Below are 23791 nucleotides of genomic sequence, written 5' to 3' on the forward strand. Positions count from 1 at the left end.
CACCCCGAGATCGGCTCCCCACCATTTCCCCCGGGGGGCGAGGAGCTCCAGCGCTTACCGTCGAGGGCGAGGCGACGACGCCACGGCCGCCGTTCTCCTGACCGGATACGCACGGTCATAGCCATGGGCAGGACCGCAAGCGGTTACTGTCGCTAGCGTCGATTGCCGTCACCTCCGTCGCCACCGGTCGTGGTTTCTCGTCATGGCTCGGTCATGGTCCTCGTCGGCACATGGCTCCGTCATGGCTTCCGGCACCGCTCGGTGCCCGGTACAGCTTCGGTGGCACGGTCCGATCAGCTGTTCTTAGAGTGGGTCAATGCGCACTGGTGAGCCCCCGCCCACCGTAGGGGACGTCCTGTCCGCCCTGGCGACGGGACTGTGGACCTGGGACAGCGCTGCCGGAACCGTCACGCTGGACGCCGAGGCCGCCCGGCTCATGGGGCTGCCCGCCGAACCGACGACCCTCACCCAGGCCGGGGCGCGCTCACGTCTGCACCCCGTCGACTGGAACGAGATCGTCTCGGTCGTGCAGCTCGCCGTCGCCGAGGACACCCTCGCCGAGGTACGGATCCGGGTCATGGACGAACGGGGCCGCGTGATCCGTACGATCCGCAGCCGTTCCAAGCCGACCTTCGACCCGGTGCGCAAGTCCTTCGAGCTGATCGGCACCATCCAGGAGGTCACCGAGCCGTCCCCGGCGACCGCCGTCCGGGCTCCGTCCGTCACCGGCGACTGGCGGCGTTCACGCGAGGCGTTCCTGCTGGACGCGGGCCGCGCGCTGGCCGAGGCGCGGTCCACGGCCGAGGTGCTGCGGGTCGCGGCGGGCCTGGCGATGCCCGGGTTCTCGCCGGACGGACTCGCGGTCTTCGGCGTGGAGGCCGACCGCCTCACCGTCATCGGCCACCACGGGCACAACCAGGGTGACGAACGACCCTTCACCCACATGCCGCTGGAGACGGACTACCCGGCCGCCGAGGTGGTCCGCACCGGCCGCGCCGTCTATCTCTCCTCCCCCGAGGACTACAAGGCGCGCTACCCCACGGCCTGGCCGCTCGCCGAACAGTTCGGCCGCCAGTCCTGGGCGTTCCTGCCGCTGACCGTCGCCGGGCGCACGATGGGCGCGTGGATGGCGGGCTTCACCCACCCCGTCACCTTCACCCCCGACGAGCGCTCGGTCCTGACCACCGTCGCGCGCATGCTCGCCCAGGCCCTCTCCCGCGCCGGCGCGGCCGAGACCGAACGCGAACTGACCGACGGCCTGCAGCGCACGATGCTGCCCACACTGGGCCCCGAGATACCGGGCATGAGCGTCGCCGCGCGGTACGTCCCCACCGGCGGCGGACTCCAGGTCGGCGGCGACTGGTACGACATGATCGCCCTGCCGAGCGGCCGGTTCGCCCTGGTCATCGGCGATGTGCAGGGCCATGACGTACGCGCCGCCGGTCTCATGGGCCAGCTCCGCATAGCCCTGCGCGCCTACGCCTCCGAGGGCCACCGCCCCGACGCCGTCCTCTCCCGCGCCTCGCGCTTCCTGCACGGCATCACCGACTCCGCCGCCGACGCGTACCCCGACCTGCGCTTCGCGACCTGCCTCTACGTCGAGGTCGACCCGGCGTCCGGCGTCCTGGACATCGCCCGTGCCGGACACCCCGACCCGGTGGTCCGCATGGCCGACGGGACGGTCCTCGTCCGGCCCACCCCGGGCGGCCTCCCCCTCGGCGTCGACCCCGACGCCGACTACCCGACGACCCGGCTGGTGCTGGAGCCGGGCGAGACCATGCTCCTGTGCACCGACGGCCTCATCGAAACCGGCGGTCACGACCTCGACACGGGCTGGCGCCGCATTCGCACGATCCTGGAGTCCTTCGACGCGGCACCGTACGAGGTCGAGGGGGCCTCGGACGTCGAGGGGGCCTCGGACGTCGAGGGCGCCTCGGACGTCGAGGGTGCCGGAGGGGTGCGGTCGGAAGAGCGGCGGGCGCTTCCGCCAGGAGCGGATCCCTCCGGGTCGGAACGGCCGACCACCCCGGAAGAGAGACCCCCCGCATCCGGCCGCCCGAACGCCGGCGCCCTCTCCCCGGCCGCTGCCCTCGCCGCCGATCGGCCGGAGCCGAGCGGGCTCGCGCCGGGACGGCTGGAGGCGTTGGCCGACGCGCTCGTCCAAGGGGTGCACGGCCCCTCCTCGCACCACACGCCCGGCCCGCTCGCCGACCGGCGCGAGGACGACATAGCGATGCTGTTGCTGTGCCGGGAAAGCGAGGGACGGGGCCGCGACACCGGCGCCCTCTCCGTGCCGACCCGCCGCACCGCCCTGACCATCGCCCAGGCGGAGCCGGAGCGCATCTCCGGCGCCCGCCAGCAGGTGCGCGAACTCCTCCACGACTGGACCTGCGGCGACCAGGTCGACTCCGCCGTCCTCCTCGTCTCCGAGATGCTCACCAACGTTCTCGTCCACACCGACGCCGACGCCCTCCTCGTCGCCGAGATGACCGGCGACGGCGGCAAGCGCAGGATGCGCGTGGAGGTCACCGACGCCAGCGACGACCTCCCCCACAAGCGCCACCCCGGTGAACTCGCCTCCTCCGGCCGCGGCCTCGTCCTCATGGACATGCTCGCCGACGCCTGGGGCGTGGACCCTCGCGGCGACGGCAAGAGCATCTGGTTCGAGCTGTACGAGACGCCACCGCCGGAGGGGTCGCTCGGTGAATCCCTGAACTAGGGGGTGTGAGGAACCGAGGGGGCATCGCCGGGGACTACACGAACCGCTCCCTCAGCTCATGGACCACTCCGAACGCCGCGGCCGTCAGCGGCACCGCCAGCAGCATGCCGAGAACCCCGGCCACCGACGCCCCCGCCGTGATCGCGACCATCACCACCGCCGGATGCATCTGCACGGTGCGGCTCTGGATGGCCGGCATCAGCACATGCCCCTCCAGCACCTGCACGGCCAGCACGATCCCCAGCGTCCACATCGCGATCACCGCCCCCCGGTCCGCGAGCGCGACCAGCACGGCCACCGCTCCCGAGACGAACGCGCCGAGATACGGCAGGTACGCCCCCACGAACACGAGCGCTCCGAGGCCGACCGCCCCCGGTACGTCCAGGATCAGCAGCCCGACCGTGATGCAGACGGCGTCGATGAGGGCGATGAGCGTGGTCCCGCGCATGAACCCCTCGACCGCCCCGTAGGCCCGCCGGGCGATCGCCTCGACGATGTCCGCACCCGCACGCGGTGACAACGCCCGCACCGTGTGCACGGCCCGATGCGAGTCCCGCAGGAAGAAGAAGACGAGGAACAACGCGAGCACGGCCATGGCGATGGCCTCCCCGACGACGCTCACCCCGCTGATGACGTTGGACGCCGCCGTCCCCCCGAACCGGCTGAGCAACTCCTTCGCGTTGACGGCCAGATCGTCGAGTGAGGTCCCCGCCGCCCCGAAGTGCGAGGTGAGATCCTGGGCCGCGTCCCGCAACGACGCGATGATCTGGTCCCCCGTCTCGACGAGCGCCGCGACCACGATGTACACGGCCCCACCGACGACCGCGACCACGGCCACGCAGGTGACCCCCGCCGCCACCGACCGGTTCACCCGCGCCTTGACCAGCCTCCGGTGCAACGGCCCGAGCAGAGCGGTCCCCAACAGCGCGAGCAGCACCGGCGTCACCGCCGTCCGGAACTCCACGCACAGCCGCACTCCGACGTACACGACCCCGGCCACCAGCAGGACGACGGCACACCACGCGGCCACACGCCGCACGGGTTCCGGGAGCAACTGCACACCCCCAGGGCACCACGCCCCACGGCGGGTGTCGTCGGATGAGGCCCCGCCCGGGTGACAGGGCCCCGAACCGGCCCTCTCTCATCGAGCCACCTCGGCAGGCCGAGGCGCCCAGCCCACCGAACCGCCGACCACTCAGCCCACCGGACCGCCGGACCGAATCGGCCACCCAGCCCACCGGGTCCCCTGCCGCCAACCGATCAAAGCCGCTCGTAGACGATCACCCGTCGCCCGCGCACCGACTCGTCCGCCACCACGGTGAAGTGCTCCTCCAGCACAGCGGCCTTCATCCGGTCCCGTCCCCCCGACGGCGGCCGGGCGACCCCGGGCGCGTCGGTGACCAGCAGGATCCGTCGCTGCGCCAGCATCGCGGTCCGTATCCGGGCCGGGTCCGCCTCCACGCCCTTGAGCGTCCCGGACGTCACGGGGCTCCGGGCCAGCGCGATGTCCCGCAGGCCCGCGAAGTCGTCGGGGGAGACGAGCGCGGTGTCGCGCCGCGCGGACGGGGCGAAGAGGACCGCGTCGCCGGGCTGCTTCAGGTGCCGTACGTTCACGGCCGTCGCCAGGACGTCGTCGACCCGGCTGGCGGGAGAGCGCTTGGCCAGCGAATGCGGCAACAGCGCCACCATCGCGACGCCGACCAGCACCGGGACGAGCCAGGAAGCCGTTCGGGGGTACCCCGGCCGGACGGCCCGTACCGCCGCGCTCAGGGCCACCCCGATCAGCATCCCCAGACCCAGCATGCTGAACAGGACGTAGCGATCCAGGAACAGGGGGCGGATCAGGCACAGGCCGAGCAGGCCCAGTTGCGGCACCGCCAGCAGCGGCAGCGCGACGGCCGCCACCGACAGCCGCCCCACCCGGGGCCGGTCCAGCAGCGCCCCCAGGCCGCCGATCGTCAGCAGGACCGCGGGGCCGATCAGCATGTGCCAGGTCAGCGGCGGTATCCAGGACACCTGCTCGGCCTGGCTCCGGCTGAACAGGATCAGCGGCAGGACACCCGCCACGGCGGCCGCCGAGGCCGCCGCCCAGCGCGCCCAGGTCGCGCGCGGCACCCGCGTCCACACCAGGGTCGCCGCATGCGCGGGCACGATCAGCAAGGACAGCCAGTTCAGCAGCCCGCACGCCAGGATCACGCCCCCGTACGCCACCCAGCGCGCCCCCGAGCCGCCCCGCCCGCGCTGGAGCGCCGTCACCAGCAGCAGCGTCGAGAGTCCCGCGCCGGCCGCCGTCAGCGCGTACGGGCGGCCCTCCTGGAGGTGGAACTGCACGGCGGGCAGCAGTCCGAACACCAGTCCGCCGCCGAGGCCGGCGCAGACCCCGGCCAGCCGACGGCCGATGACCGTGACGCAGGCCGCGGCCGCCGCCATGGCCAGCACCGAGGGCAGCCGCAGGGTCGTCGTGTTCGGTCCGAAGCAGGTGAAGAGACCGTGCATCAGCAGGTAATAGGCCCCGTGCACGACGTCGACCTGCCCCAGCATGTGCCAGATGTCGGCGGTCGACCGCCGCGCCACCTGCCAGGTCGCGGCCTCGTCCCGCCACACGCTGTGCTGCCGGGACAGCCCCCACAGACCGAGCGCGAGCGTCCACAGCACCGGAGCCGACCAGACCGGCAGCCGCCGCACCGCCGCCGCGGCCGCCGAACGGGCCTCCGTGACGGTCGCGCACCCTCTCAGGAACGACAGCGCCGGCGCGCTCAAGTGATCGGGGAAGCGCCGGACGGACGTCGGGATCCATCGTCGTGGTACGGCCTGCGCATGGTGTCTCTCCCCGTTTCCCTGCCTGAGCGGCGGGGGAGCGGGCAGGACTGAACCCGCCCCGGCCGATGGCCGAGGCGGGATCCGAGTGGTGCGCTCTCCCCCGTGAGCGCCACCCGCTCCGGAGGTCAGCCGAAGGGGTGGGCACGCCAGAACCTACGCGGCGGAGACGGTGCTTATCCAGACGTCGACCGGGTGTGCATGATCACCCGAGGCCCAGTGAACCCGGACGACTCCCGGTGGCCCGATCAGCGAGGAAGAGCCCCATTTGCCCAGCGGTACGCCCCGCTCTACAGCCCCTCGGGGGTCATCCCGTGGACCGCCGGGATGGTCCCCAGCCGGCCCTTCTGGAAGTCCTCGAACGCCTGCTGGAGTTCGTCGCGGGTGTTCATGACGAACGGGCCGTAGTGGGCCATCGGCTCACGGATGGGCTGTCCGCCGAGGAGCACGATCTCCAGGTCGGGCGCGTGGGAGTCCTGCTGCTCGTCCGCGCGGAAGGTGAGCGAGGAGCCCGCGCCGAAGACGGCCGTCTGACCGATGTGGATCGGCCGCCGGTCCGCACCGACGGTGCCACGCCCGGCGAGGACGTAGGCGAGGGCGTTGAAGTCCTCACGCCACGGCAGGGTGATCTCCGCGCCCGGCGCGACGGTCGCGTGGAGCAGGGTGATCGGGGTGTGGGTGATGCCCGGCCCCTGGTGACCGTCCAGCTCACCGGCGATGACGCGGAGGAGGGCGCCGCCGTCGGCGGAGGTGAGCAGTTGGACCTGACCACCGCGGATGTCCTGGTACTTGGGGGCCATCATCTTGTCCCGGGCCGGGAGGTTCACCCACAGCTGGATGCCGTGGAACAGGCCGCCGGACATGACGAGGGACTCCGGCGGCGCCTCGATGTGGAGGAGGCCGGAGCCGGCCGTCATCCACTGGGTGTCACCGTTGGTGATGGTCCCGCCGCCGCCGTGGCTGTCCTGGTGGTCGAAGATCCCGTCGATGATGTAGGTGACGGTCTCGAAGCCCCGGTGGGGGTGCCAGGGGGTGCCCTTGGGCTCTCCCGGCGCGTAGTCCACCTCGCCCATCTGGTCCATCATGATGAACGGGTCGAGGTGTTGGTAGTTGATCCCGGCGAACGCACGGCGGACCGGGAAGCCCTCGCCCTCAAAACCACTGGGCGCGGTCGTCACGGCGAGCACCGGACGGGCCACCGCGTCGGTCGGCGCGGCGACACGGGGCAGGATCAGCGGGTTCTCGACGGTCACTGCGGGCATGTCGGTACCTCCTTGTGCGCTCAGTTTAGTTGACTATTGAACTTCCTGCCAGGCCCAACAGCACGCGGACCCCTCACATTCCCGCGCGACCCCGGACAGCAGAACGCCGCTGGCCCCAGCGGACCAACGGCGAGGAGGCGATCCCGGTCACCGGCGAACAGTAGGGGACCCACAAGACCGGAAGAAACGATTCAGCGGGCGCAGCCCACCAGGGGCGCGAGGAACTGCGCGAAGAACCCCCACAGCCCCACACCCCGCAACGAACCGCAACCAACCGCCCCGAACCCGGAAGCCGGAACCCGGAACCCGGAACCCGGAACCGGCCCGATCAGCGGAGCTACCCGTACATCCGCCGCATGGCGAACTCCACCATCTGCTCCACGGCCTTCGCGTCGAACACCATCCGGTGCTCCCCCTCCATGTCGAGGACGAAGCCGTACCCGGTCGGCAGCAGATCGATCACCTCCGCTCCGGTGATCACGAAGTACTTGGACTCCTTGCCGGCGTACCGGCGAAGCTCCTTGAGCGAGGTGAACATCGGGATCACGGGCTGCTGGGTGTTGTGCAGCGCCAGGAACCCGGGGTTGTCGCCGCGCGGGCAGTACACCTTGGACGTCGCGAAGACCTGCTGGAAGTCCTCCGCCGCCATCTGCCCGGTGGTGAAGGCCCGGACCGCGTCCGCGAGGGAGGGTGGGGACGGCTCCGGGTACAGGGGTGGCTGCTGCCCGTAACCGCCCCCCATCTGGCCGCCGGGCATCTGCCCGGGCATCTGCTGCTGCGGCGGCGGGGCGTACTGCTGCTGGGGGCCGGCGCTCTGGTCGTAGCCGTACATGCGGCAAAGCGTAACGAGTCACAGATGACCCGATCGGGGTTGCTTCTTATTACTGATGGGTAGCATCATCGACACACAAGCTACTAGTTGGTACGTGAACCGGTGCGAGGATCCTGTGCCTCGCCGATCCCTCTTACGGAGCCGTCGCCATGGGGCACTACAAGTCGAATCTCCGCGACATCGAGTTCAACCTCTTCGAGGTCCTCGGGCGCGACAAGCTGTACGGCACCGGCCCGTTCGCGGAGATGGACACGGACACCGCGAAGAGCATCCTGGAGGAGCTGGCCCGCCTCGCGGAGAACGAGCTGGCGGAGTCCTTCACGGACGCCGACCGCAACCCGCCGGTCTTCGACCCGGAGACGAACACCGCTCCGGTACCGGCCTCCTTCAAGAAGAGCTACAAGGCCTTCATGGACTCCGAGTACTGGCGTCTGGGCCTGCCCGAGGAGATCGGCGGCACCACCGCCCCGCGCTCCCTGATCTGGTCGTACGCAGAGCTGCTGCTCGGCGCGAACCCGGCCGTGTGGATGTACGCCTCCGGCCCGGCGTTCGCCGGCATCCTCTACGACGAGGGCAACGACGTCCAGAAGAAGATCGCCCAGATCGCGGTGGACCGGACCTGGGGCTCCACCATGGTCCTCACCGAGCCGGACGCGGGCTCGGACGTCGGCGCCGGGCGCACCAAGGCGGTCCAGCAGGAGGACGGCTCCTGGCACATCGAGGGTGTGAAGCGCTTCATCACCTCCGGTGAGCACGACATGGAGGAGAACATCCTCCACTACGTCCTCGCCCGCCCCGAGGGCCACGGCCCCGGCACCAAGGGCCTGTCCCTCTTCCTCGTCCCGAAGTACCTCTTCGACTTCGAGACCGGCGAGCTGGGCGAGCGCAACGGCGTCTACGCCACCAACGTCGAGCACAAGATGGGCCTGAAGGCCTCCAACACCTGCGAGATGACCTTCGGCGACCGCCACCCGGCCAAGGGCTGGCTGATCGGCGACAAGCACGACGGCATCCGCCAGATGTTCCGCATCATCGAGTTCGCCCGCATGATGGTCGGCACGAAGGCGATCTCCACGCTGTCCACGGGCTACCTCAACGCCCTGGAGTACGCCAAGGAGCGCGTCCAGGGCCCCGACCTGGCGAACTTCATGGACAAGACCGCCCCCAAGGTCACCATCACGCACCACCCCGACGTCCGCCGCTCGCTGATGACGCAGAAGGCGTACGCGGAGGGCATGCGCGCCCTCGTCCTCTACACGGCCTCCATCCAGGACGAGATCCAGGTCAAGGAGGCGGCGGGCGAGGACATCTCCTCCCTGGAGGCCCTGAACGACCTGCTCCTGCCCATCGTCAAGGGCTACGGCTCCGAGAAGGGCTACGAGCAGCTCGCCCAGTCCCTGCAGACCTTCGGCGGCTCCGGGTTCCTCCAGGAGTACCCGATCGAGCAGTACATCCGCGACGCCAAGATCGACACCCTCTACGAGGGCACCACCGCGATCCAGGGCCAGGACTTCTTCTTCCGGAAGATCGTCCGCAACCAGGGCGCCGCGCTGAACAGCCTCGCCGAGGAGATCAAGAAGTTCCTGGCCCTCGGGGAGGGCGGCGAGCAGCTGGAGGGCGCCCGCGAGCACCTCGCCAAGGCCGCCGTCGAGCTGGAGGCCATCGTCGGCCTCCTCCTCACCGACCTCGCCGCCACCGAGCAGGACGTCAAGAACATCTACAAGGTGGGCCTCAACACCACCCGCCTGCTGATGGCCTCCGGTGACGTCGTCGTCGGCTACCTGCTCCTCAAGGGTGCCGCCGTCGCCGCCGAGAAGCTCCAGAACGCCTCCGCCAAGGACAAGGCGTTCTACACCGGCAAGATCGCGGCGGCGAAGTTCTTCGCGGCCAACGTCCTCCCGGGCGTCACCCTCGCCCGCAAGATCTCCGAGGGCGTCGACCTGGACCTGATGGAGCTGGACGAGGCGGCGTTCTAGACACTCCTGGACCGTCTCACCCCTGGCCGCATCCCGGCCGCACCCGGGTCGTGGCGCCGGACGGACCCTGCCCGTCCGTCCGGCGCCCCTCCTCCACACGCTCACCACGAGGGCCCGCTCCCGTCCCCAGGGAGCGGGCCCTCGTACGTCGTTAAGGTGAACCCCATGCGCACACCCCCACGCTTCGATCGCGGCCACACCGACGACCTCATGACGTTCCTGGCGAGCAGCCCGACCCCGTACCACGCGGTGGCGAGCGCCGCGGAACGGCTGGAGAAGGCAGGCTTCCGGCAGGTCTCGGAGACCGACGCGTGGGACGGCTCGCTCGGCGGCCGGTACGTGCTGCGCGGGGGCGCGATCATCGCCTGGTACGTCCCTAAGGGCGCCCACCCCCACACCGCCTTCCGCATCATCGGTGCCCACACCGACTCCCCCAATCTGCGCGTGAAGCCCCGCCCCGACAGCGGCGCCCACGGCTGGCGCCAGGTCGCCGTCGAGATCTACGGCGGCCCGCTGATGAACTCCTGGCTCGACCGCGACCTCGGCATCGCCGGCCGGCTCTCCCTGCGCGACGGCACCAGCCGCCTCGTCAACGTCGACAGACCCCTCCTACGCGTCCCCCAGCTCGCCATCCACCTCGACCGGACGGTCTCCTCCGAGGGCCTCAAGCTCGACAAGCAGCGTCACCTCCAGCCCGTCTGGGGCCTCGGCGACGACATCCGCGACGGCGACCTGATCGCCTTCCTGGAGGAGGAGGCGGGCATCCCCGCCGGCGAGGTCACCGGCTGGGACCTGATGACCCACTCCGTCGAACCGCCCGCGTACCTGGGCCGCGACAACGAACTGCTCGCCGGTCCCCGCATGGACAACCTCCTCTCCGTGCACGCCGGTACGGCCGCACTCGCCGCCGTCGCCGGCTCGGGTGACGACCTCCCCCACATCCCCGTCCTCGCCGCCTTCGACCACGAGGAGAACGGCTCCCAGTCCGACACCGGCGCGGACGGCCCGCTGCTCGGCGGCGTGCTGGAGCGCTCGGTGTTCGCGCGCGGCGGCTCCTACGAGGACCGGGCGCGGGCCTTCGCCGGCACGGTCTGTCTGTCCTCCGACACCGGCCACGCCGTCCACCCCAACTACGCGGAGCGCCACGACCCGACGCACCACCCGCGCGCGGACGCCGGCCCGCTCCTGAAGGTCAACGTCAACAACCGCTACGCCACCGACGGTTCGGGCCGCGCCGTCTTCGCCGCCGCCTGCGAGAAGGCCGGTGTGCCGTTCCAGACGTTCGTCTCCAACAACTCCATGCCCTGCGGCACCACCATCGGCCCCATCACCGCCGCCCGGCACGGCATCCGCACCGTCGACATCGGCGTGGCCATCCTCTCGATGCACAGCGTCCGCGAGCTGTGCGGAGCGAAGGACCCCTACCTCCTGGCGAACGCCCTGTCGGCCTTCCTGGAGGGCTGACCCCCGGCCGTCCCCGCCCGTCCCGCCCCCAACCGCTGTTACTGACCGGCCTGTCCGGGTACCCGATGTCAACCGGTAGGACCGAACGACCGGAACGACCGGCCGACCCAACCGGACACAGGGAGGAACACTCATGGGCCTGGGCGGGTGCATCATTCTGATCGCGGTGGGGGCCATCCTCACGTTCGCCACCGACTGGGACATGCAAGGGGTCAACCTCGACCTGGTCGGCATCATCTTCATGATCGTCGGCCTCATCGGAGTCGCGACGTTCAGCAGCATCGCGAAGCGGAGGCGGGTGGTGGTGCCCCCCACGACTCCGGTCGTCGACGAGAACGGCCAGCAGCGGGGTGGGTACCAGGGGTACTAGTACTCCAGCAGTACTTCGTGGCTTGACCTGGGGAAACGTCGAGCGGTGGGAGTGTAGCGGGCGGGAAGTCGTCACGGACGGCTTCTGCCCGCACGCCCCTCGAAGGAGTGCCCCCGATGGCAAGGTCGCCCCGGGCCTGGGAAGCCTCCGGTCGTGATCACAGAACAGGCAGCCGAGACCTGGGACCGCGACCTGGACCACCTCTTCACCACCATCGGGCGCCACTTCGGCCGTGTCGAACCACGCCGCCGCATGCGGGACTACGTGCGCGCACTGCTCGCCCCGGTGGCCCGAAAAAACAGCTGGCAACTTGCCGAACACGCTGGCCACGCCACCCCGGACGGCCTGCAGCACCTGCTCTCCCGAGCCCGCTGGAACCCCGACGACATCCGCGACGACCTGCAGACCTACGTCGCCGAACACCTTGGCCGCCCCGACGGGGTACTGATCATCGACGACACCGGGTTCCTGAAGAAGGGCACTACATCCGCCGGAGTCCAACGGCAGTACTCCGGCACCGCCGGCCGTACCGAGAACTGCCAGATCGGCGTCTTCGCCGCCTACACCAGCACAGTCGGCCGCGCCCTGGTGGACCGGGAGCTCTACCTGCCCAAGTCCTGGACGGACGACCGTGACCGATGCCGCGCCGCCAAGATCCCCGACGAGCGGGAGTTCGCCACCAAGAACACCCTCGCGGCAACGATCGTCCGCAGAGCTCTGGCCTCGCCACTGCCGGTCGCCTGGGTCACGGCGGACGCCGCCTACGGACAGGACAACCGCTTCCGCCGGATGCTGGAAACATCCGGCGTCGGCTACGTCCTGGCCGTCCCCAAGTCCCAGTTCTCCCTGGCCGGCCCACGCATCGACAAGGCCTTCGAGCAGGCCCCCGACCAGGCATGGGAACGCCGTTCCTGCGGCGCGGGCGCAAAGGGACAGCGCGAATACGACTGGGCAGCCGTCAAGTTGCGCCCAGTGGTCGAGTACGACCACCAGGGCGGCGTGTTGATCCGTCGACGGTGGGCGCTGGCACGGCGCAGCTTGAGTCGGCCGGACGAGATCGCCTACTACCTCGGCTACGCACCGCTGGATGTCGGTGTGGACGAACTGGTGCGCGTCGCTGGCGCCCGGTGGGCGATCGAAGAGTGTTTCCAGGCAGCGAAGAACGAGTGCGGCCTGGACGAGTACGAAGTCCGCCGCTACGTGGGCTGGTACCGGCACATCACCCTGGCCATGCTCGCCCACACCTTCCTCGTTGCGATGAGCGCGCGAGCAGCCGAAAAAGGGGATCCACCGGTGAGGATGCCGCGGTCATCGAGCTCACCGTGGCAGAAGTGCGGCGACTCCTGGCAGCTCACACACCCCGAGACCTTCACACCCTCACTCACGTGTTGAGCTGGTCGCACTGGCGCCGACGACGCCAAGCGGTGGCCCGCCGCTGCCACTACCGACGTCGGGGGCACTCCTTCGAGGGGCGTGCGGGCAGAAGCCGTCCGTGACGACTTCCCGCCCGCTACACTCCCACCGCTCGACGTTTCCCCAGGTCAAGCCACGAAGTACTGCTGGAGTACTAGCCGTACTGGGACACGGAGGCCGGCGCCACCGGTTGGCCGAGGAGCGGAAGCCCCCGTGTCCCCAGAGGCCCTCGGCTGTGGACGGGTCGAGTTCGAGGGCGCGGGACAGGGCCGTGATCCGCACCCCCGCCCCGGAGCGGCATCTCGGGCGGGGTGGCGGAGACGAGCAGCCTGGTCGACGGGCCGTACCGCTCGTCGAGCTTCTGCCCCGCCCCTGGAAGACGACCTCCAACCGCAGGCCCCCGGGAGCGGCTCGACGTGGTCGCCGAGCGCAGCGGACTCGGGACCGCCGCGAACCTCCGCGCGCGCCTGCGCCAGGAGACCGGACTGAGCCCTTCGGCCTACAGGCGACGTTTCGGAACGGGCGCGGGGGAACGCCTGTAGACATGAGATACCTCGTACGCGACCGGCTCCTCGGCATCGGTGACGACTACTGGATCGAGGACGAGCACGGCACAAAGGCCTTCCTCGTCGACGGCAAGGCCATGCGGCTGCGGGACACCTTCGAGCTGAGAGACAACCAGGGGCGGGTACTGATCGACATCCGCCGCAAAATGTTCGCACTGCGCGACACGATGGTGATCGAACGGGACGGTCACCCTCTCGCCACCGTCCGCCGCAAGCGCCTTTCCCTGCTCCGCAACCACTACCGCGTCGCTCTCACGGACGGCACCGAACTCGACGTCAGCGGCAAGATCCTCGACCGTGAGTTCGTCATCGAGTACGAGGGCGAACTCCTCGCGCACATCTCCCGCAGATGGCTGCGCGTCCGTGAGACCTACGGCCTCGACGTCGTACGTGACGACGCGGACCCGGCCCTGCTGATCGCCATCACGGTGTGCGTGATCAACCTGGCAGAGAAGGAGCGGGACGACTGAAACCACTCGTCAGGCCGCCAGACGCCCTACGAGAGTCCCGATGAGAACGCGGTCGTCCGGCTCTGCGAGCGGCAGCGACCCGGTGGCGCCACCCACCGGCCCGACCCTAGGGGCGGGTGATCGAGCGGGTGGGGGCGTGGCGCCCATCTCCTCCACCCGGTTCGGGCGTGGGATCGCACTGACCGGCGGCGATCCCGAGGACCACCGCCAGGGACTCGACCAGGCGGCGGGCGATCCAGCGCAGTTGGTCGGCCGTGAGGCATGCGCCGTCGTCGACCATCGGCCGTGCGAGGGCCAGGACGACGGCCGCCGATTCGAGTTCGCGCCGCCTGCCGGGCGTTCGCGGCTCGTCGGTCACAGCACCGCCCTTCGCCGTACGGGAAGGTCCACCGGCTGATCCCCGGGCAGGTCCGCCGGCAGGTCGAACCACACCGCCTTGCCCACCGGGTGCGTCGGGCCGCCGTACGGGATGTCCGGGCCGTGCCCCCAGCGGCCCTCGGTGAGGGCGTCCACCAGATACAGCCCCCGGCCGCCGCTCCGCTCCCAGGTCTCAGTCGTCAGTTCCCTTATCACCGGCGGGTTTTCGTCCCCGTCGTACACCACCACCCGCAGCCGCCCCTCCTCCACGGCCAGCCACAGCACGGTGCCGTCACCGCCCTTCGCGTGCACGCAGGCGTTGGTGACGAGTTCGGAGGCGCAGAGGACCGCGTCGTCGACCAGGGTGCGGTCCAGGCGCAGCGCGTGAAGGACGGTGGCGACGAAGTCGCGGGCGATGTGGGGGGAGGTTTCGAGGGGTGGGCAGATGAGGGTGTACGAGGGCATGGGGCATCAACTCCGGTGGAGGTGAGGGGGTTGCACGCGCCTGTCCGTCCGCGTTGCTGTCCGGCGCCCCGGTGTCGATGACCGGGGTGGCACTTCCAACGGGGGAGGGCATGCGGGAGTTGCGGATGAGTGACCGTCTGGGCACCCTCCGTGAGATACGTTGAGACCGTAGCGGCTCAGCCTGATACGGCTCAACTGATCCGAAAAAGTACGACGAACGAGGAGTCCGCCATGCCGCCGAGGGTCAACCCCACAGCACGCCAAGGGAGGCTCGGCGCCGAACTGCGCAAGCTTCGCGAGGCAGCGGGCATCGAGTCGCGGGACGCCGCCGCCTTCCTCGGCGTGAACCAGACCCAGATCAGTCACATCGAATCCGGACGGTTCGGAATCAGCGAGGAGCGGCTACGTAGGCTCGCCGGCCTGTACACCTGCGACGACGCCCATCTCATCGATGTGCTGGCCGAGATGGCGAACGATCGCGGCAAGGGCTGGTGGGAGGAGTACCGCGGCGTCCTGTTGCCCAGGGCGCTCGACCTCGCCGAATTGGAGCATCACGCTTCGTACGTCCGCTTGTTCGAGGCCGTGCACATCCCCGGAGTTCTCCAGACCGAGGAGCACGTGCGGGCGGCCTCGACCTTCGTGCGCCCGGAACTACCGGAGGACGACCGCGAGGCCCGCGTCTCGTTCCGGATGCGACGTCAGGAAGTCCTCGATTCGGGAACGCCGTACGACGTGATCATCCATGAGGCCGCTCTGCGTATGCGAGTCGGCGGCCCCAAGGTTGCTCGTGCGCAGCTCGGACACCTCCTCAAGGCCGCTACGAGAACGAACGTCACCCTCCGTGTGATCTCGTTCGCCGCGGACGGATTCGCGGGCGCCGGTTTTCCCATGCAGTACGTCGGCGGAGTTGTCCCGCAGTTGGACACCGTGCAGACGGACACGCCGCACGGCGCGGTGTTCTTCGACGCTCCGGCCCAACTCCGCCACTACCGAGCCCAGCTCGAACGCGTTGACAGCGCCGCGCTCTCGCAAGACGCTTCCCTGGACCTCATCCGCCGCATCGCCCAGGAACTGTGAAAGGCCGCCGATGTCCCCCACCCCCTGGCAAAAGTCGTCGTTCTCCGGAGGCGGCGAGGACACGTCCTGCCTGGAGATATCCACCACCCCCACCACCCTCCACCTCCGCGAGAGCGACAGCCCCGCCACCATCCTGTCGCCCTCGGCCACCGCCCTCCACGCGCTCCTCAGCGCGCTGCGGAACGGGTCCCGAACCTCAACTTCGCTGGAGGGATGAGCGGCGGGTTCAACGACGCGGTGTCTCCAGCCCCAGCAGCCGGTCCTTCAGCGCGGGGAACTGCTCGCGCGTGGTCGCGACCCTCGTCGGGTCGAGGTCGACCGTGAGGACCTCCTCGTCCGGGCCCGCCTCCGCCAGGACCTCGCCCCACGGGTCGACCACGATCGAGTGGCCGGCCTGGGGGACCCCCGCGTGCGTACCGGCCGTTCCGCAGGCGAGGACGTAGGCCTGGTTCTCCACGGCCCGCGCCTGCGCCAGCAGCGTCCAGTGGGAACGTCGGCGCTCCGGCCAGCCCGCCGACAGCACGAACATCTCCGCGCCCGCGTCGACGAGCCCCCGGAACAGTTCGGGGAAGCGGAGGTCGTAGCAGGTGGCGATGCCGACGGTCGTCTCGGACAGGCGGAGCGTGACCAGGTCCGATCCCGCGCCCATCAGCACGGCCTCGCCCTTGTCGAAGCCGAAGCGGTGGATCTTGCGGTAGACGGCGGCGAGGTCGCCGGAGGGCGAGAAGACGAGGGAGGTGTTGTAGAGGGTTCCGTCCGGGTCCCGCTCCGGGATCGAGCCCGCGTGCAGCCAGACGCCCGTGTCGCTCGCCGCCTTGGCCATCGCCTCGTACGTCGCCCCTTCCAGGGGTTCGGCCGCCTCGGCGAAGGATTCGAACGCGAACGCGCCGGTGGTCCAGAGCTCCGGGAGGACGACGAGATCGGCGTCGTCCTGGTCCCGTACCAGCGCGGCCACCCGCCGCCTGCGCGAATCGACCGATTCGTCCTCGTCTACGCCGATCTGGATGAGCGAGGCGCGCACAGTACCACCGTCCTGGCATTCGAGCCGTCCACTCCGGCCTACGATCGTCACACGAAAGCACTGCCGGGGTGCCTCACAGCAGCGTAACTTAACGTTTCACAGCACCCACTGACAGCCGCCGACGACCTACTCAACGCCGTCAACGCCGACGCCCCCAACTGAAGACCACCACCCACGTAGCCGACACGTACCGACCGTACTGACACGTACCGACCGCCCGAGGGGTCCCGTTCCGTGAGTCTGCATCCCACTCTTCAGCCCTACGCCGACGCCTGGACCCACTCCGTGGACGCGATATCCGAGCTGGTGTCGCCGCTCGTGGAGGGCGAGTGGAACCGCCGGACACCCTGCCCGGGGTGGTCGGTGCGCGATGTGGTCTCCCATGTCATCGGTCTGGACTGCGAGATGCTCGGCGACCCTCGGCCGATCCACACCCTGCCGCGCGACCTGTACCACGTACGGACCGAACACCAGCGCTACATGGAGATGCAGGTCGACGCCCGCCGTCACCACACCGCGCCGGAGATGACCTCCGAGCTGGAGTACACGATCATCCGGCGCAACCGCCAACTGCGGAACGAGTCGAGGGATCCGAGCCACAAGGTGCGGGGCCCGCTCGGCACGGAGCTGACCCTCGAACAGGCCATGCGGAACCGCGCGTTCGACGTCTGGGTCCACGAGCAGGACCTGCGCGCCGCCCTGGGGCAGCCGGGGAACCTGGACTCGCCGGGCGCGCACGTCGTCCGTGACGAGCTGCTGTCCGTGCTGCCGAAGGTGGTCGCGGAGGACGCGCAGGCGCCGCGCAGTTCGGCCGTCGTCTTCGACGTGCACGGCCCGGTGGAGTTCATCCGCACCGTCCGCGTGGACATCCAGGGACGCGGCACGCTGGAGACCGCTCCCGCCCTCGGCCCCGCCGCCACCCTCACGCTCGACTGGGAGACCTACGTCCGCCTCGCCTGCGGCCGCGTCACCGCCGACCTCGTCGCCGACCGCATCAAGGCCGAGGGCGACCCCCACCTGATCGCGGCGATCCTGCGCGCGTTCGCGGTGACCGTCTAGCCGCCGGGCCACGGGGGCCCCGAGGCCCCGGCCTTCACCCGGGGCCCCTACGCCGGTACGTGCACCGTCTCCACCCGGCTCGCGACCAGCCGTTCCCGCTCACGGCGGGCCGCGCGGCCACGCAGCCGGAGGATCTGGCTCAGGCCCAGCGCCTGGAGGACGAAGACGGCGGAGAAGGCGATGCCGTAGTCGTCGTCGGTCAGGTCCAGGAGGACACCGACGGCGAAGAGGGTCGTCATGGAGGCGACGAAACCCCCCATGTTGGTGATTCCGGAGGCGGTGCCCTGACGCTCCGGCGGGTTCGCCGGGCGGGCGAAGTCGAAGCCGAGCATCGAGGCCGGGCCGCAGGCGCCGAGGACCGCGCAGAGCACGATCAGGAGCCACATCGGGGCATGGTCGCCGGGGTAGAGGATCGTGGTCGCCCACACCGCCGCCGTCGTGAGGACCGTCCCGAGGGCCAGCGGCAGCCGCGCGGCGTGGTGCCGGGCGACGATCTGGCCGTACACCAGTCCGACCACCATGTTGGACAGGACGACGAGGGTGAGCAGTTCACCGGCGGTGCCCCTGCTGAGCCCCTGCGCCTGGACCAGGAACGGCAGCCCCCACAGCAGCAGGAACACCATCGCCGGGAACTGGGTGGTGAAGTGCACCCACATCCCGAGCCGGGTGCCGGGCTCCCGCCAGGACGCCGCGATCTGCCGCCGCACGTACGCGGCACCGTGGTGCGGGAACGGCTCGGGCTCGTGACCGTCCGGGTGGTCCTTCAGGAACAGCAGGGTGAGGACCAGCACGACCAGACCGGCGACCGAACTGCCCGCGAACGCCGCCGTCCAGCCCACCCCGTGCAGCAGCCGGGCCAGCAGCAGCGTCGAGACCAGGTTGCCCGCCATGCCGACCAGGCCCGCCATCTGCGCGACGAGCGGCCCGCGCCGGGCCGGGAACCACCGGCTGCCCAGCCGCAGCACACTGATGAACGTCATCGCGTCGCCGCAGCCCAGCAGCGCCCGCGACGCCAGCGCCATGCCGTACGACGGCGACAGCGCGAAGCCGATCTGGCCGGCCGTGAACAGCAGGATGCCCAGGGTCAGCACCTTCTTGGTGCCGAGCCGGTCGACCAGCAGGCCGACGGGTATCTGCATGCCGGCGTAGACCAGCAGCTGGAGGATCGAGAAGGTCGACAGGGCGGAGGCGCCCACGTGGAAGCGGTCGGCGGCGTCGAGTCCGGCCACCCCCAGCGACGTACGGAAGATGACGGCGACGAAGTAGACGGAGACACCCACACCCCAGACGGCGAGGGCGCGGCGGCCGCCGGGCGGGTCCCCGGGCAGGGCCCCGGCGGACGCCGATATCGCGGGCCGGCTCAACGGACCTCCCCCCTCGCCAGCATGGAGAACCAGCTGACGTGCCGGTGCACGAGCGCCACGGCCGCCTCCGCGTCGCCCGCGCGCAGCGCCCGGAGGATCTCCTCGTGCTCGGTGAGCGTCTTGGTGATGCGGTCGGGGTGGGCGTGCATCACGGCGACGCCCATCCGCAGCTGCCGGTCACGGAGTTGGTCGTAGAGGCGGGAGAGGATCTCGTTCCCCCCGCTGCGGACGATCTCGGCGTGGAAGCAGCGGTCGGTCACCGCGGCGCCCGCCAGGTCCCCGGCGGCCGCCTGCTCCTTCTGCCGCTCCAGCAGGCTCTGCAGCCGCTCGATCAGCTGCGGGGAGGCCGGGGTCGTCTTGCGGACCGCGTGCTCCTCGACCAGCTGCCGGGTCTCCACGACATCCGCGATCTCCTGGGCGGAGACGGGCAGCACCAGGGCACCCTTCTTCGGGTACAGCTTGATCAGCCCTTCGACCTCCAGCCGCAGCAGGGCCTCCCGCACCGGCGTCCGGGACACGCCGACCGCCTCGGCCAGCTCGCCCTCGGTGAGCAGCGTGCCGCCCTCGTAGCGGCGTTCCAGAACACCCTGCTTGACGTGGGCGTAGACGCGGTCTGCGGCAGGGGGCTGCTTCACGGCGGGGACGGAGGCGGGAGCCGGGGCGGAGGACATGGCCACAGCATAGATACAACACGTACGCATTGCCGCCCTCGTCCACGATCCGGGACGGCACGCCCGTACCGAAACCGGCCCCGAACCCGCCGTGAACCCACTGTGAACCCGTCAAAAGACTGTGAGATGGACTCGAATTGATCCCCGCCTCACCCGGAGCACAACCTTTTGTGCTACTCACTTGTCACACGAGAAGCGGCCCTGCTTGCCCGCAACCGGAGCCCAAGTGGCCGCGCTCCACAGACATTTGACGCAATCGGGGTACTTGACTTGATTACCGCCATAAAGGGCGCACGTGTCCGCAGAGCCGCTGCAGTCGTCGTGACCACCGGTGCGATGATCGCGACCGGAGTGGTCACCTCCGCTCCCGCGCAGGCCGCTCCCGCGAAGCCCACGATCACCGCCAAGGGCGGGTTCGTGTGGAACAACGCCAACAGCAAGGCCCTGTACACGAAGGCCGCGGACACCAAGCGGTCCACGGGCTCGACCACCAAGATCATGACCGCCAAGGTCGTGCTGTCGCAGAAGAACCTGAACCTGAACGCCAAGGTCACGGTCTCGAAGGCGTACAGCGACTACATCGTCAAGAACCAGGCCTCCCACGCCGGCCTGATCGTCGGCGACAAGGTCACCGTCCGCCAGCTCCTCTACGCTCTGATGCTCCCGTCGGGCTGCGACGCCGCGTACGCGCTCGCCGACAAGTTCGGCACGGGCTCGACGCGTGCGGCGCGGGTGAAGTCGTTCATCTCCAAGATGAACTCCACCGCCAAGAGCCTCGGCATGAAGAACACGAAGTTCGACTCGTTCGACGGCATCAGCAACGGCTCGAACTACTCGACGCCGCGTGACCTCACCAAGCTCGCCAGCAACACGCTGAAGAACTCCACGTTCAAGTCGATCGTGGGCACGAAGACCACCAAGCAGAAGGTGACCACCAAGAGTGGCGGCTACCGCTACTACACCTGGGAGAACACCAACAAGCTGCTCGGCTGGAAGGGCACCTTCGGTGTGAAGACCGGCTCCGGCGCCCAGGCCAAGTACTGCCTCGTCTTCTCCGCGACCCGCAACGGCAAGACGATCGTGGGCACCGTCCTCACGTCCACCAACGCGACCACCCGCACGGCGGACGTGAAGAAGCTGATGGACTACGGCTTCGCCACTCTCTAAACGCACCAGCACGAGGAAGGGGGCCGTCGCTCGACAGCGACGGCCCCCTTCGTGGTTCTTGCCTGGATCGCAAGCCGAACAGGCGGGCTTCCCTCGCAATAGTGAACATCGTTGCGCTGGCTGGCATATGCCCATTCCTCCCCCCTACGTTCCGGGTTGGAGGTGGTTCACATGATCGAACCCAGCAAGCACCAACCCGACCCCCGGACGCAGCACGACGCCATCGACGCCGGCGACTTCGTGTACGCGGCCACCGGAGCCCGCGTCCGCCGACTCACCATGCCGGACGGGACGCATTGGTTCCCGGCGGTGGACGTCTGCAAGGAGCTAGGACATACCAGCCCCAGCAAAGCGGTCTCCGACCATGTCCCACCAGAACACCGAGCGGCCCTCGAGACCGTCAGCAGAACTTACGGTCTCATTATTCCCGCAGGTAGAGAGTGGCGTCGAGACCTGATTCTTATCGATATTCAGGGCCTCCTCCTTCTCGTCACCGCCTGCACGAAGCCCACTGCGGCTCCCTTTAAGCAGTGGGCCGTAGAGGTGATCGAGACCGTTCAGCGCGAAGGCTCTTACACCTTGGAAGAGGCCGAGGTCCAGCCCGTCGGACCGGGCGCGCCCATCGCGTACGCCATGCCCGAGCAGATCGCCGACGCCATCGTCCGGTTCGAAGAGCGCAACCTCCAGGCGGACGAGCAACTGGCGGTCGCCCAGCAGAAGTCACTCGCCCTGCAACAGCAGATGCTGGACGCGCAACAGCAAATGCTGGAAACGCAGCAGCAGATGGTCGAGATGCAGCGTGCCGGCCTCGCCGCCCAGCAGGCCATGGCCCAGGCGATGGAGCGCATCGCCAACCGGCTCGACGCCCTCGCCGTCGAGCACCCGGCCCCCGCCGCCACCGCCACCGCCTTCGAGACACACCCCACGACCGAGTCCGTGCTGGCCGACTGGCGCGAGCGGTTGTCCGTGACGACGGATGTGTGGACGGTGGCCGTGGTGATCGCGCCGGTACTCGTCGAGGAGGGTGAGCTGCGGCAGCCGCTGGAAGCGATCGCGGCCCGTACGGGGCTGTCGGTGCACCGCGTCGACGAGTGCCTCCGGCTGCTGCGCAAGCACGCCTGCATCCATCCCGTGGGTGCGGCGGAGGACGGTGCCCCCGTGTACGTGCTGAACCAGCGCTGACCTTCCCACGAGAGCGGGCATGGCACAGGGGCGTCGCAATCCGAAGTTGCGGCGCCCCTGTGTGCTCAGCCTACCCAGCCGGGAGTCTCACGCCCAAGTGATCAGCCTCTTCGGCTGCTCCAGGATCGCCGCCACGTCCGCCAGCACCTTCGAACCCAGCTCCCCGTCCACCAGCCGGTGGTCGAAGCTCAGGGCAAGCGTCGTCACCTGGCGGGGCTTCACCTTCCCCTTGTGGACCCACGGCTGGAGCTTGATCGAGCCGACCGCGAGGATCGCGGACTCCCCGGAGTTGAGGATGGGCGTACCGGTGTCGATGCCGAAGACGCCGACGTTGGTGATGGTGACCGTGCCGCCCTGCATGGCGGCCGGGGAGGTCCGGCCCTCCTTGGCCGTGGAGACCAGCTCGCCCAGTGACTCGGCCAGCTGGGGCAGCGTCTTCGCGTGGGCGTCCTTGATGTTCGGGACGATCAGGCCGCGTGGGGTGGCGGCGGCGATGCCCAGGTTGACGTAGTGCTTGAGCACGATCTCCTGGGCGGCCTCGTCCCAGGAGGCGTTGATGTCCGGGTTGCGCTTGATCGCCACGAGGAGTGCCTTGGCGATCAACAGGAGCGGATTGACCCGCAGGCCCGCCAGCTCCTTGTCCTGCTTCAACTCCTCGACCAGCTTCATCGTGCGCGTCACGTCGACCGTCACGAACTCCGTGACGTGCGGCGCCGTGAACGCCGAGCCGACCATCGCCGCCGCCGTCACCTTCCGGACACCCTTGACCGGAACACGGGTCTCGCGGGCGCCGTCGTACGACGCCACCGGCGCCGGGGCGACGGCAGGCGCGGCGGGGGACGCGGGCGCCTCCACCACGGGCTCGGGAGCCGTCTGCGGAGCCACCGCGGCGTGGACGTCCTCGCGGGTGATGACCCCGTCCGGGCCGGACGGGGTGATCGTCGCCAGGTCCACCCCGAGATCCTTGGCCAGCTTGCGGACCGGCGGCTTCGCCAGCGGACGCGGGACGGTGATCCCGTGCTGCCCGTGCCCGTTCAGCTCGCCCTGGACGCCCTGGATCGCGGTGGCCGCGTACAGGGTGTCCTCAGCGGGCGCGGCAGCGGCCGGGACCCCCTTGCGGGGGCGGCGCTTCGTGGAGGACTCGGCGACCCCGTAGCCGACGAGGACCGGCTTGCGGCCCTCGGGCTTCTTGGCCGCCGGCTCCGCCGCGGGCTTCGCCGTCGGCTGGGCGGGCGCGGCCTTCTCGGCGGGGGCCTGCGCCGGGGCCGCTCCGCCCGCCACGTCCACCGCGATGATCGACGTGCCGACGTCGACCGTGGTGCCCTCGGGGAAGTGCAGTGCGCGTACGACACCGTCGTACGGGATGGGCAGTTCGACGGCGGCCTTGGCCGTCTCGACCTCGCAGACGATCTGGCCGTCGGTGACGGTGTCACCGGGCTGGACGTACCACTTGAGGATCTCGGCCTCGGTGAGCCCCTCGCCCACGTCGGGCATCTTGAACTCGCGCGGAGACGTGTCTGTCATCGTCGTCACGGACCT

The 23791-nt window shown here is 69.9% G+C and carries 21 protein-coding genes and 2 pseudogenes; 12 read left to right on the forward strand and 11 right to left on the reverse strand.

The genetic code is table 11. The annotated features are described in order from the left end of the window. Nucleotides 1-316 precede the first annotated feature (316 nt). Nucleotides 317-2719, forward strand: a complete 2403-nt coding sequence (locus tag K1J60_RS21510) for a SpoIIE family protein phosphatase (RefSeq protein ID WP_220647625.1) — start codon at nt 317-319, stop codon at nt 2717-2719. 34 nt (nt 2720-2753) lie between these two features. On the opposite strand, the gene K1J60_RS21515 is transcribed toward K1J60_RS21510, so the two are convergent. From K1J60_RS21515 to K1J60_RS21530, 4 genes are all read right to left on the reverse strand, one after another. After that, nucleotides 2754-3779, reverse strand: a complete 1026-nt coding sequence (locus tag K1J60_RS21515; RefSeq protein ID WP_220647626.1) for an AI-2E family transporter — start codon at nt 3777-3779, stop codon at nt 2754-2756. 200 nt (nt 3780-3979) lie between these two features. Further along, complete coding sequence (locus K1J60_RS21520) at nt 3980-5404, reverse strand: hypothetical protein (RefSeq protein ID WP_220651612.1); 1425 nt, start codon at nt 5402-5404, stop codon at nt 3980-3982. A gap of 422 nt (nt 5405-5826) precedes the next feature. After that, nucleotides 5827-6798 (reverse strand): pirin family protein, encoded by a 972-nt coding sequence (locus K1J60_RS21525; RefSeq protein ID WP_220647627.1) that lies wholly within the window; start codon nt 6796-6798, stop codon nt 5827-5829. A 337-nt stretch (nt 6799-7135) separates the two neighbouring features. Continuing rightward, a complete protein-coding gene (locus K1J60_RS21530) occupies nt 7136-7630 on the reverse strand; it encodes an SseB family protein (RefSeq protein ID WP_220647628.1) in 495 nt (164 codons plus the stop codon). A 149-nt stretch (nt 7631-7779) separates the two neighbouring features. Between K1J60_RS21530 and K1J60_RS21535 the strand changes: the two genes are divergently transcribed. The 4 genes from K1J60_RS21535 (at nt 7780) to K1J60_RS21550 (ending at nt 12832) form a co-directional block, all read left to right on the forward strand. Continuing rightward, nucleotides 7780-9606 carry an acyl-CoA dehydrogenase gene (locus K1J60_RS21535; RefSeq protein ID WP_220647629.1) on the forward strand — a complete coding sequence of 609 codons (1827 nt, stop codon included), beginning with the start codon at nt 7780-7782 and terminating at the stop codon, nt 9604-9606. Between the two features lie 165 nt (nt 9607-9771). After that, on the forward strand, nt 9772-11070 hold the full coding sequence (locus K1J60_RS21540) for a M18 family aminopeptidase (RefSeq protein WP_220647630.1): 1299 nt from the start codon (nt 9772-9774) through the stop codon (nt 11068-11070). Nucleotides 11071-11203: 133 nt separating this feature from the next. After that, nucleotides 11204-11440 (forward strand): DUF6458 family protein, encoded by a 237-nt coding sequence (locus K1J60_RS21545; RefSeq protein ID WP_220647631.1) that lies wholly within the window; start codon nt 11204-11206, stop codon nt 11438-11440. Nucleotides 11441-11593: 153 nt separating this feature from the next. Continuing rightward, on the forward strand, nt 11594-12832 hold the full coding sequence (locus K1J60_RS21550) for an IS701 family transposase (RefSeq protein WP_450165973.1): 1239 nt from the start codon (nt 11594-11596) through the stop codon (nt 12830-12832). A 243-nt stretch (nt 12833-13075) separates the two neighbouring features. Here the strand turns inward: K1J60_RS21550 and K1J60_RS47185 are convergent. Next, nucleotides 13076-13282 (reverse strand): annotated as a pseudogene (locus tag K1J60_RS47185) (alkyl hydroperoxide reductase); the annotation flags it as partial. Here K1J60_RS47185 and K1J60_RS46025 point away from each other — a divergent pair. Both K1J60_RS46025 and K1J60_RS21555 read left to right on the forward strand, forming a co-directional pair. Further along, a pseudogene (locus K1J60_RS46025) lies at nt 13258-13395 on the forward strand (AraC family transcriptional regulator); the annotation flags it as partial. The pseudogenes K1J60_RS47185 and K1J60_RS46025 overlap by 25 nt on opposite strands. A gap of 2 nt (nt 13396-13397) precedes the next feature. Then, a complete protein-coding gene (locus K1J60_RS21555) occupies nt 13398-13889 on the forward strand; it encodes an LURP-one-related/scramblase family protein (RefSeq protein WP_220647632.1) in 492 nt (163 codons plus the stop codon). Nucleotides 13890-13995: 106 nt separating this feature from the next. On the opposite strand, the gene K1J60_RS21560 is transcribed toward K1J60_RS21555, so the two are convergent. Both K1J60_RS21560 and K1J60_RS21565 read right to left on the reverse strand, forming a co-directional pair. Further along, on the reverse strand, nt 13996-14247 hold the full coding sequence (locus K1J60_RS21560; protein ID WP_220647633.1) for a hypothetical protein: 252 nt from the start codon (nt 14245-14247) through the stop codon (nt 13996-13998). Next, nucleotides 14244-14711, reverse strand: a complete 468-nt coding sequence (locus K1J60_RS21565; RefSeq protein WP_220647634.1) for an ATP-binding protein — start codon at nt 14709-14711, stop codon at nt 14244-14246. The genes K1J60_RS21560 and K1J60_RS21565 overlap by 4 nt, the downstream gene beginning before the upstream one ends. A 231-nt stretch (nt 14712-14942) precedes the next feature. On the opposite strand from K1J60_RS21565, the gene K1J60_RS21570 reads away from it, so the two are divergent. Next, the gene (locus K1J60_RS21570) at nt 14943-15788 is read left to right on the forward strand and encodes a helix-turn-helix domain-containing protein (RefSeq protein ID WP_220647635.1); all 846 of its coding nucleotides are present in this window, start codon (nt 14943-14945) and stop codon (nt 15786-15788) included. A gap of 10 nt (nt 15789-15798) precedes the next feature. Beyond that, nucleotides 15799-16005, forward strand: a complete 207-nt coding sequence (locus K1J60_RS21575; RefSeq protein ID WP_220647636.1) for a DUF397 domain-containing protein — start codon at nt 15799-15801, stop codon at nt 16003-16005. A gap of 9 nt (nt 16006-16014) precedes the next feature. Here K1J60_RS21575 and K1J60_RS21580 read toward each other — a convergent pair whose 3' ends face one another. After that, nucleotides 16015-16809 carry a carbon-nitrogen family hydrolase gene (locus tag K1J60_RS21580; protein ID WP_220647637.1) on the reverse strand — a complete coding sequence of 265 codons (795 nt, stop codon included), beginning with the start codon at nt 16807-16809 and terminating at the stop codon, nt 16015-16017. 234 nt (nt 16810-17043) lie between these two features. Here K1J60_RS21580 and K1J60_RS21585 point away from each other — a divergent pair, with 234 nt between their 5' ends. Beyond that, entirely contained in the window at nt 17044-17868 is an 825-nt protein-coding gene (locus K1J60_RS21585) for a maleylpyruvate isomerase family mycothiol-dependent enzyme (protein WP_033530544.1), read from the forward strand. A 47-nt stretch (nt 17869-17915) separates the two neighbouring features. On the opposite strand, the gene K1J60_RS21590 is transcribed toward K1J60_RS21585, so the two are convergent. Both K1J60_RS21590 and K1J60_RS21595 read right to left on the reverse strand, forming a co-directional pair. Continuing rightward, nucleotides 17916-19232: an MFS transporter gene (locus K1J60_RS21590; RefSeq protein WP_220647638.1), complete on the reverse strand. Its 1317-nt coding sequence runs from the start codon at nt 19230-19232 to the stop codon at nt 17916-17918. Then, entirely contained in the window at nt 19229-19903 is a 675-nt protein-coding gene (locus K1J60_RS21595) for a GntR family transcriptional regulator (RefSeq protein WP_220647639.1), read from the reverse strand. Before K1J60_RS21595 ends, K1J60_RS21590 begins: the two co-directional genes overlap by 4 nt. A gap of 336 nt (nt 19904-20239) precedes the next feature. Between K1J60_RS21595 and K1J60_RS21600 the strand changes: the two genes are divergently transcribed. Beyond that, the gene (locus K1J60_RS21600; protein WP_220647640.1) at nt 20240-21070 is read left to right on the forward strand and encodes a D-alanyl-D-alanine carboxypeptidase family protein; all 831 of its coding nucleotides are present in this window, start codon (nt 20240-20242) and stop codon (nt 21068-21070) included. Between the two features lie 171 nt (nt 21071-21241). Then, nucleotides 21242-22252, forward strand: a complete 1011-nt coding sequence (locus K1J60_RS21605) for a BRO-N domain-containing protein (RefSeq protein WP_220647641.1) — start codon at nt 21242-21244, stop codon at nt 22250-22252. A gap of 87 nt (nt 22253-22339) precedes the next feature. Here K1J60_RS21605 and K1J60_RS21610 read toward each other — a convergent pair whose 3' ends face one another. Beyond that, a complete protein-coding gene (locus K1J60_RS21610; RefSeq protein WP_220647642.1) occupies nt 22340-23785 on the reverse strand; it encodes a dihydrolipoamide acetyltransferase family protein in 1446 nt (481 codons plus the stop codon). Between the last annotated feature and the right edge of the window lie 6 nt (nt 23786-23791).

The sequence above is a fragment of the Streptomyces akebiae genome, assembly GCF_019599145.1.
In the GTDB taxonomy this organism is placed as follows: Bacteria; Actinomycetota; Actinomycetes; order Streptomycetales; family Streptomycetaceae; genus Streptomyces; species Streptomyces akebiae.

Bases quoted from the DNA above. Each gene is read 5' to 3' on its own strand.
- K1J60_RS21510 (WP_220647625.1), top strand. From the start codon at position 317: ATGCGCACTGGTGAGCCCCCGCCCACCGTAGGGGACGTCCTGTCCGCC.
- K1J60_RS21525 (WP_220647627.1), bottom strand. From the start codon at position 6,798: ATGCCCGCAGTGACCGTCGAGAACCCGCTGATCCTGCCCCGTGTCGCC.
- K1J60_RS21530 (WP_220647628.1), bottom strand. From the start codon at position 7,630: ATGTACGGCTACGACCAGAGCGCCGGCCCCCAGCAGCAGTACGCCCCG.
- K1J60_RS21535 (WP_220647629.1), top strand. From the start codon at position 7,780: ATGGGGCACTACAAGTCGAATCTCCGCGACATCGAGTTCAACCTCTTC.
- K1J60_RS21540 (WP_220647630.1), top strand. From the start codon at position 9,772: ATGCGCACACCCCCACGCTTCGATCGCGGCCACACCGACGACCTCATG.
- K1J60_RS21545 (WP_220647631.1), top strand. From the start codon at position 11,204: ATGGGCCTGGGCGGGTGCATCATTCTGATCGCGGTGGGGGCCATCCTC.
- K1J60_RS21555 (WP_220647632.1), top strand. From the start codon at position 13,398: ATGAGATACCTCGTACGCGACCGGCTCCTCGGCATCGGTGACGACTAC.
- K1J60_RS21565 (WP_220647634.1), bottom strand. From the start codon at position 14,711: ATGCCCTCGTACACCCTCATCTGCCCACCCCTCGAAACCTCCCCCCAC.
- K1J60_RS21570 (WP_220647635.1), top strand. From the start codon at position 14,943: ATGCCGCCGAGGGTCAACCCCACAGCACGCCAAGGGAGGCTCGGCGCC.
- K1J60_RS21575 (WP_220647636.1), top strand. From the start codon at position 15,799: ATGTCCCCCACCCCCTGGCAAAAGTCGTCGTTCTCCGGAGGCGGCGAG.
- K1J60_RS21595 (WP_220647639.1), bottom strand. From the start codon at position 19,903: ATGTCCTCCGCCCCGGCTCCCGCCTCCGTCCCCGCCGTGAAGCAGCCC.
- K1J60_RS21600 (WP_220647640.1), top strand. From the start codon at position 20,240: ATGATCGCGACCGGAGTGGTCACCTCCGCTCCCGCGCAGGCCGCTCCC.
- K1J60_RS21605 (WP_220647641.1), top strand. From the start codon at position 21,242: ATGATCGAACCCAGCAAGCACCAACCCGACCCCCGGACGCAGCACGAC.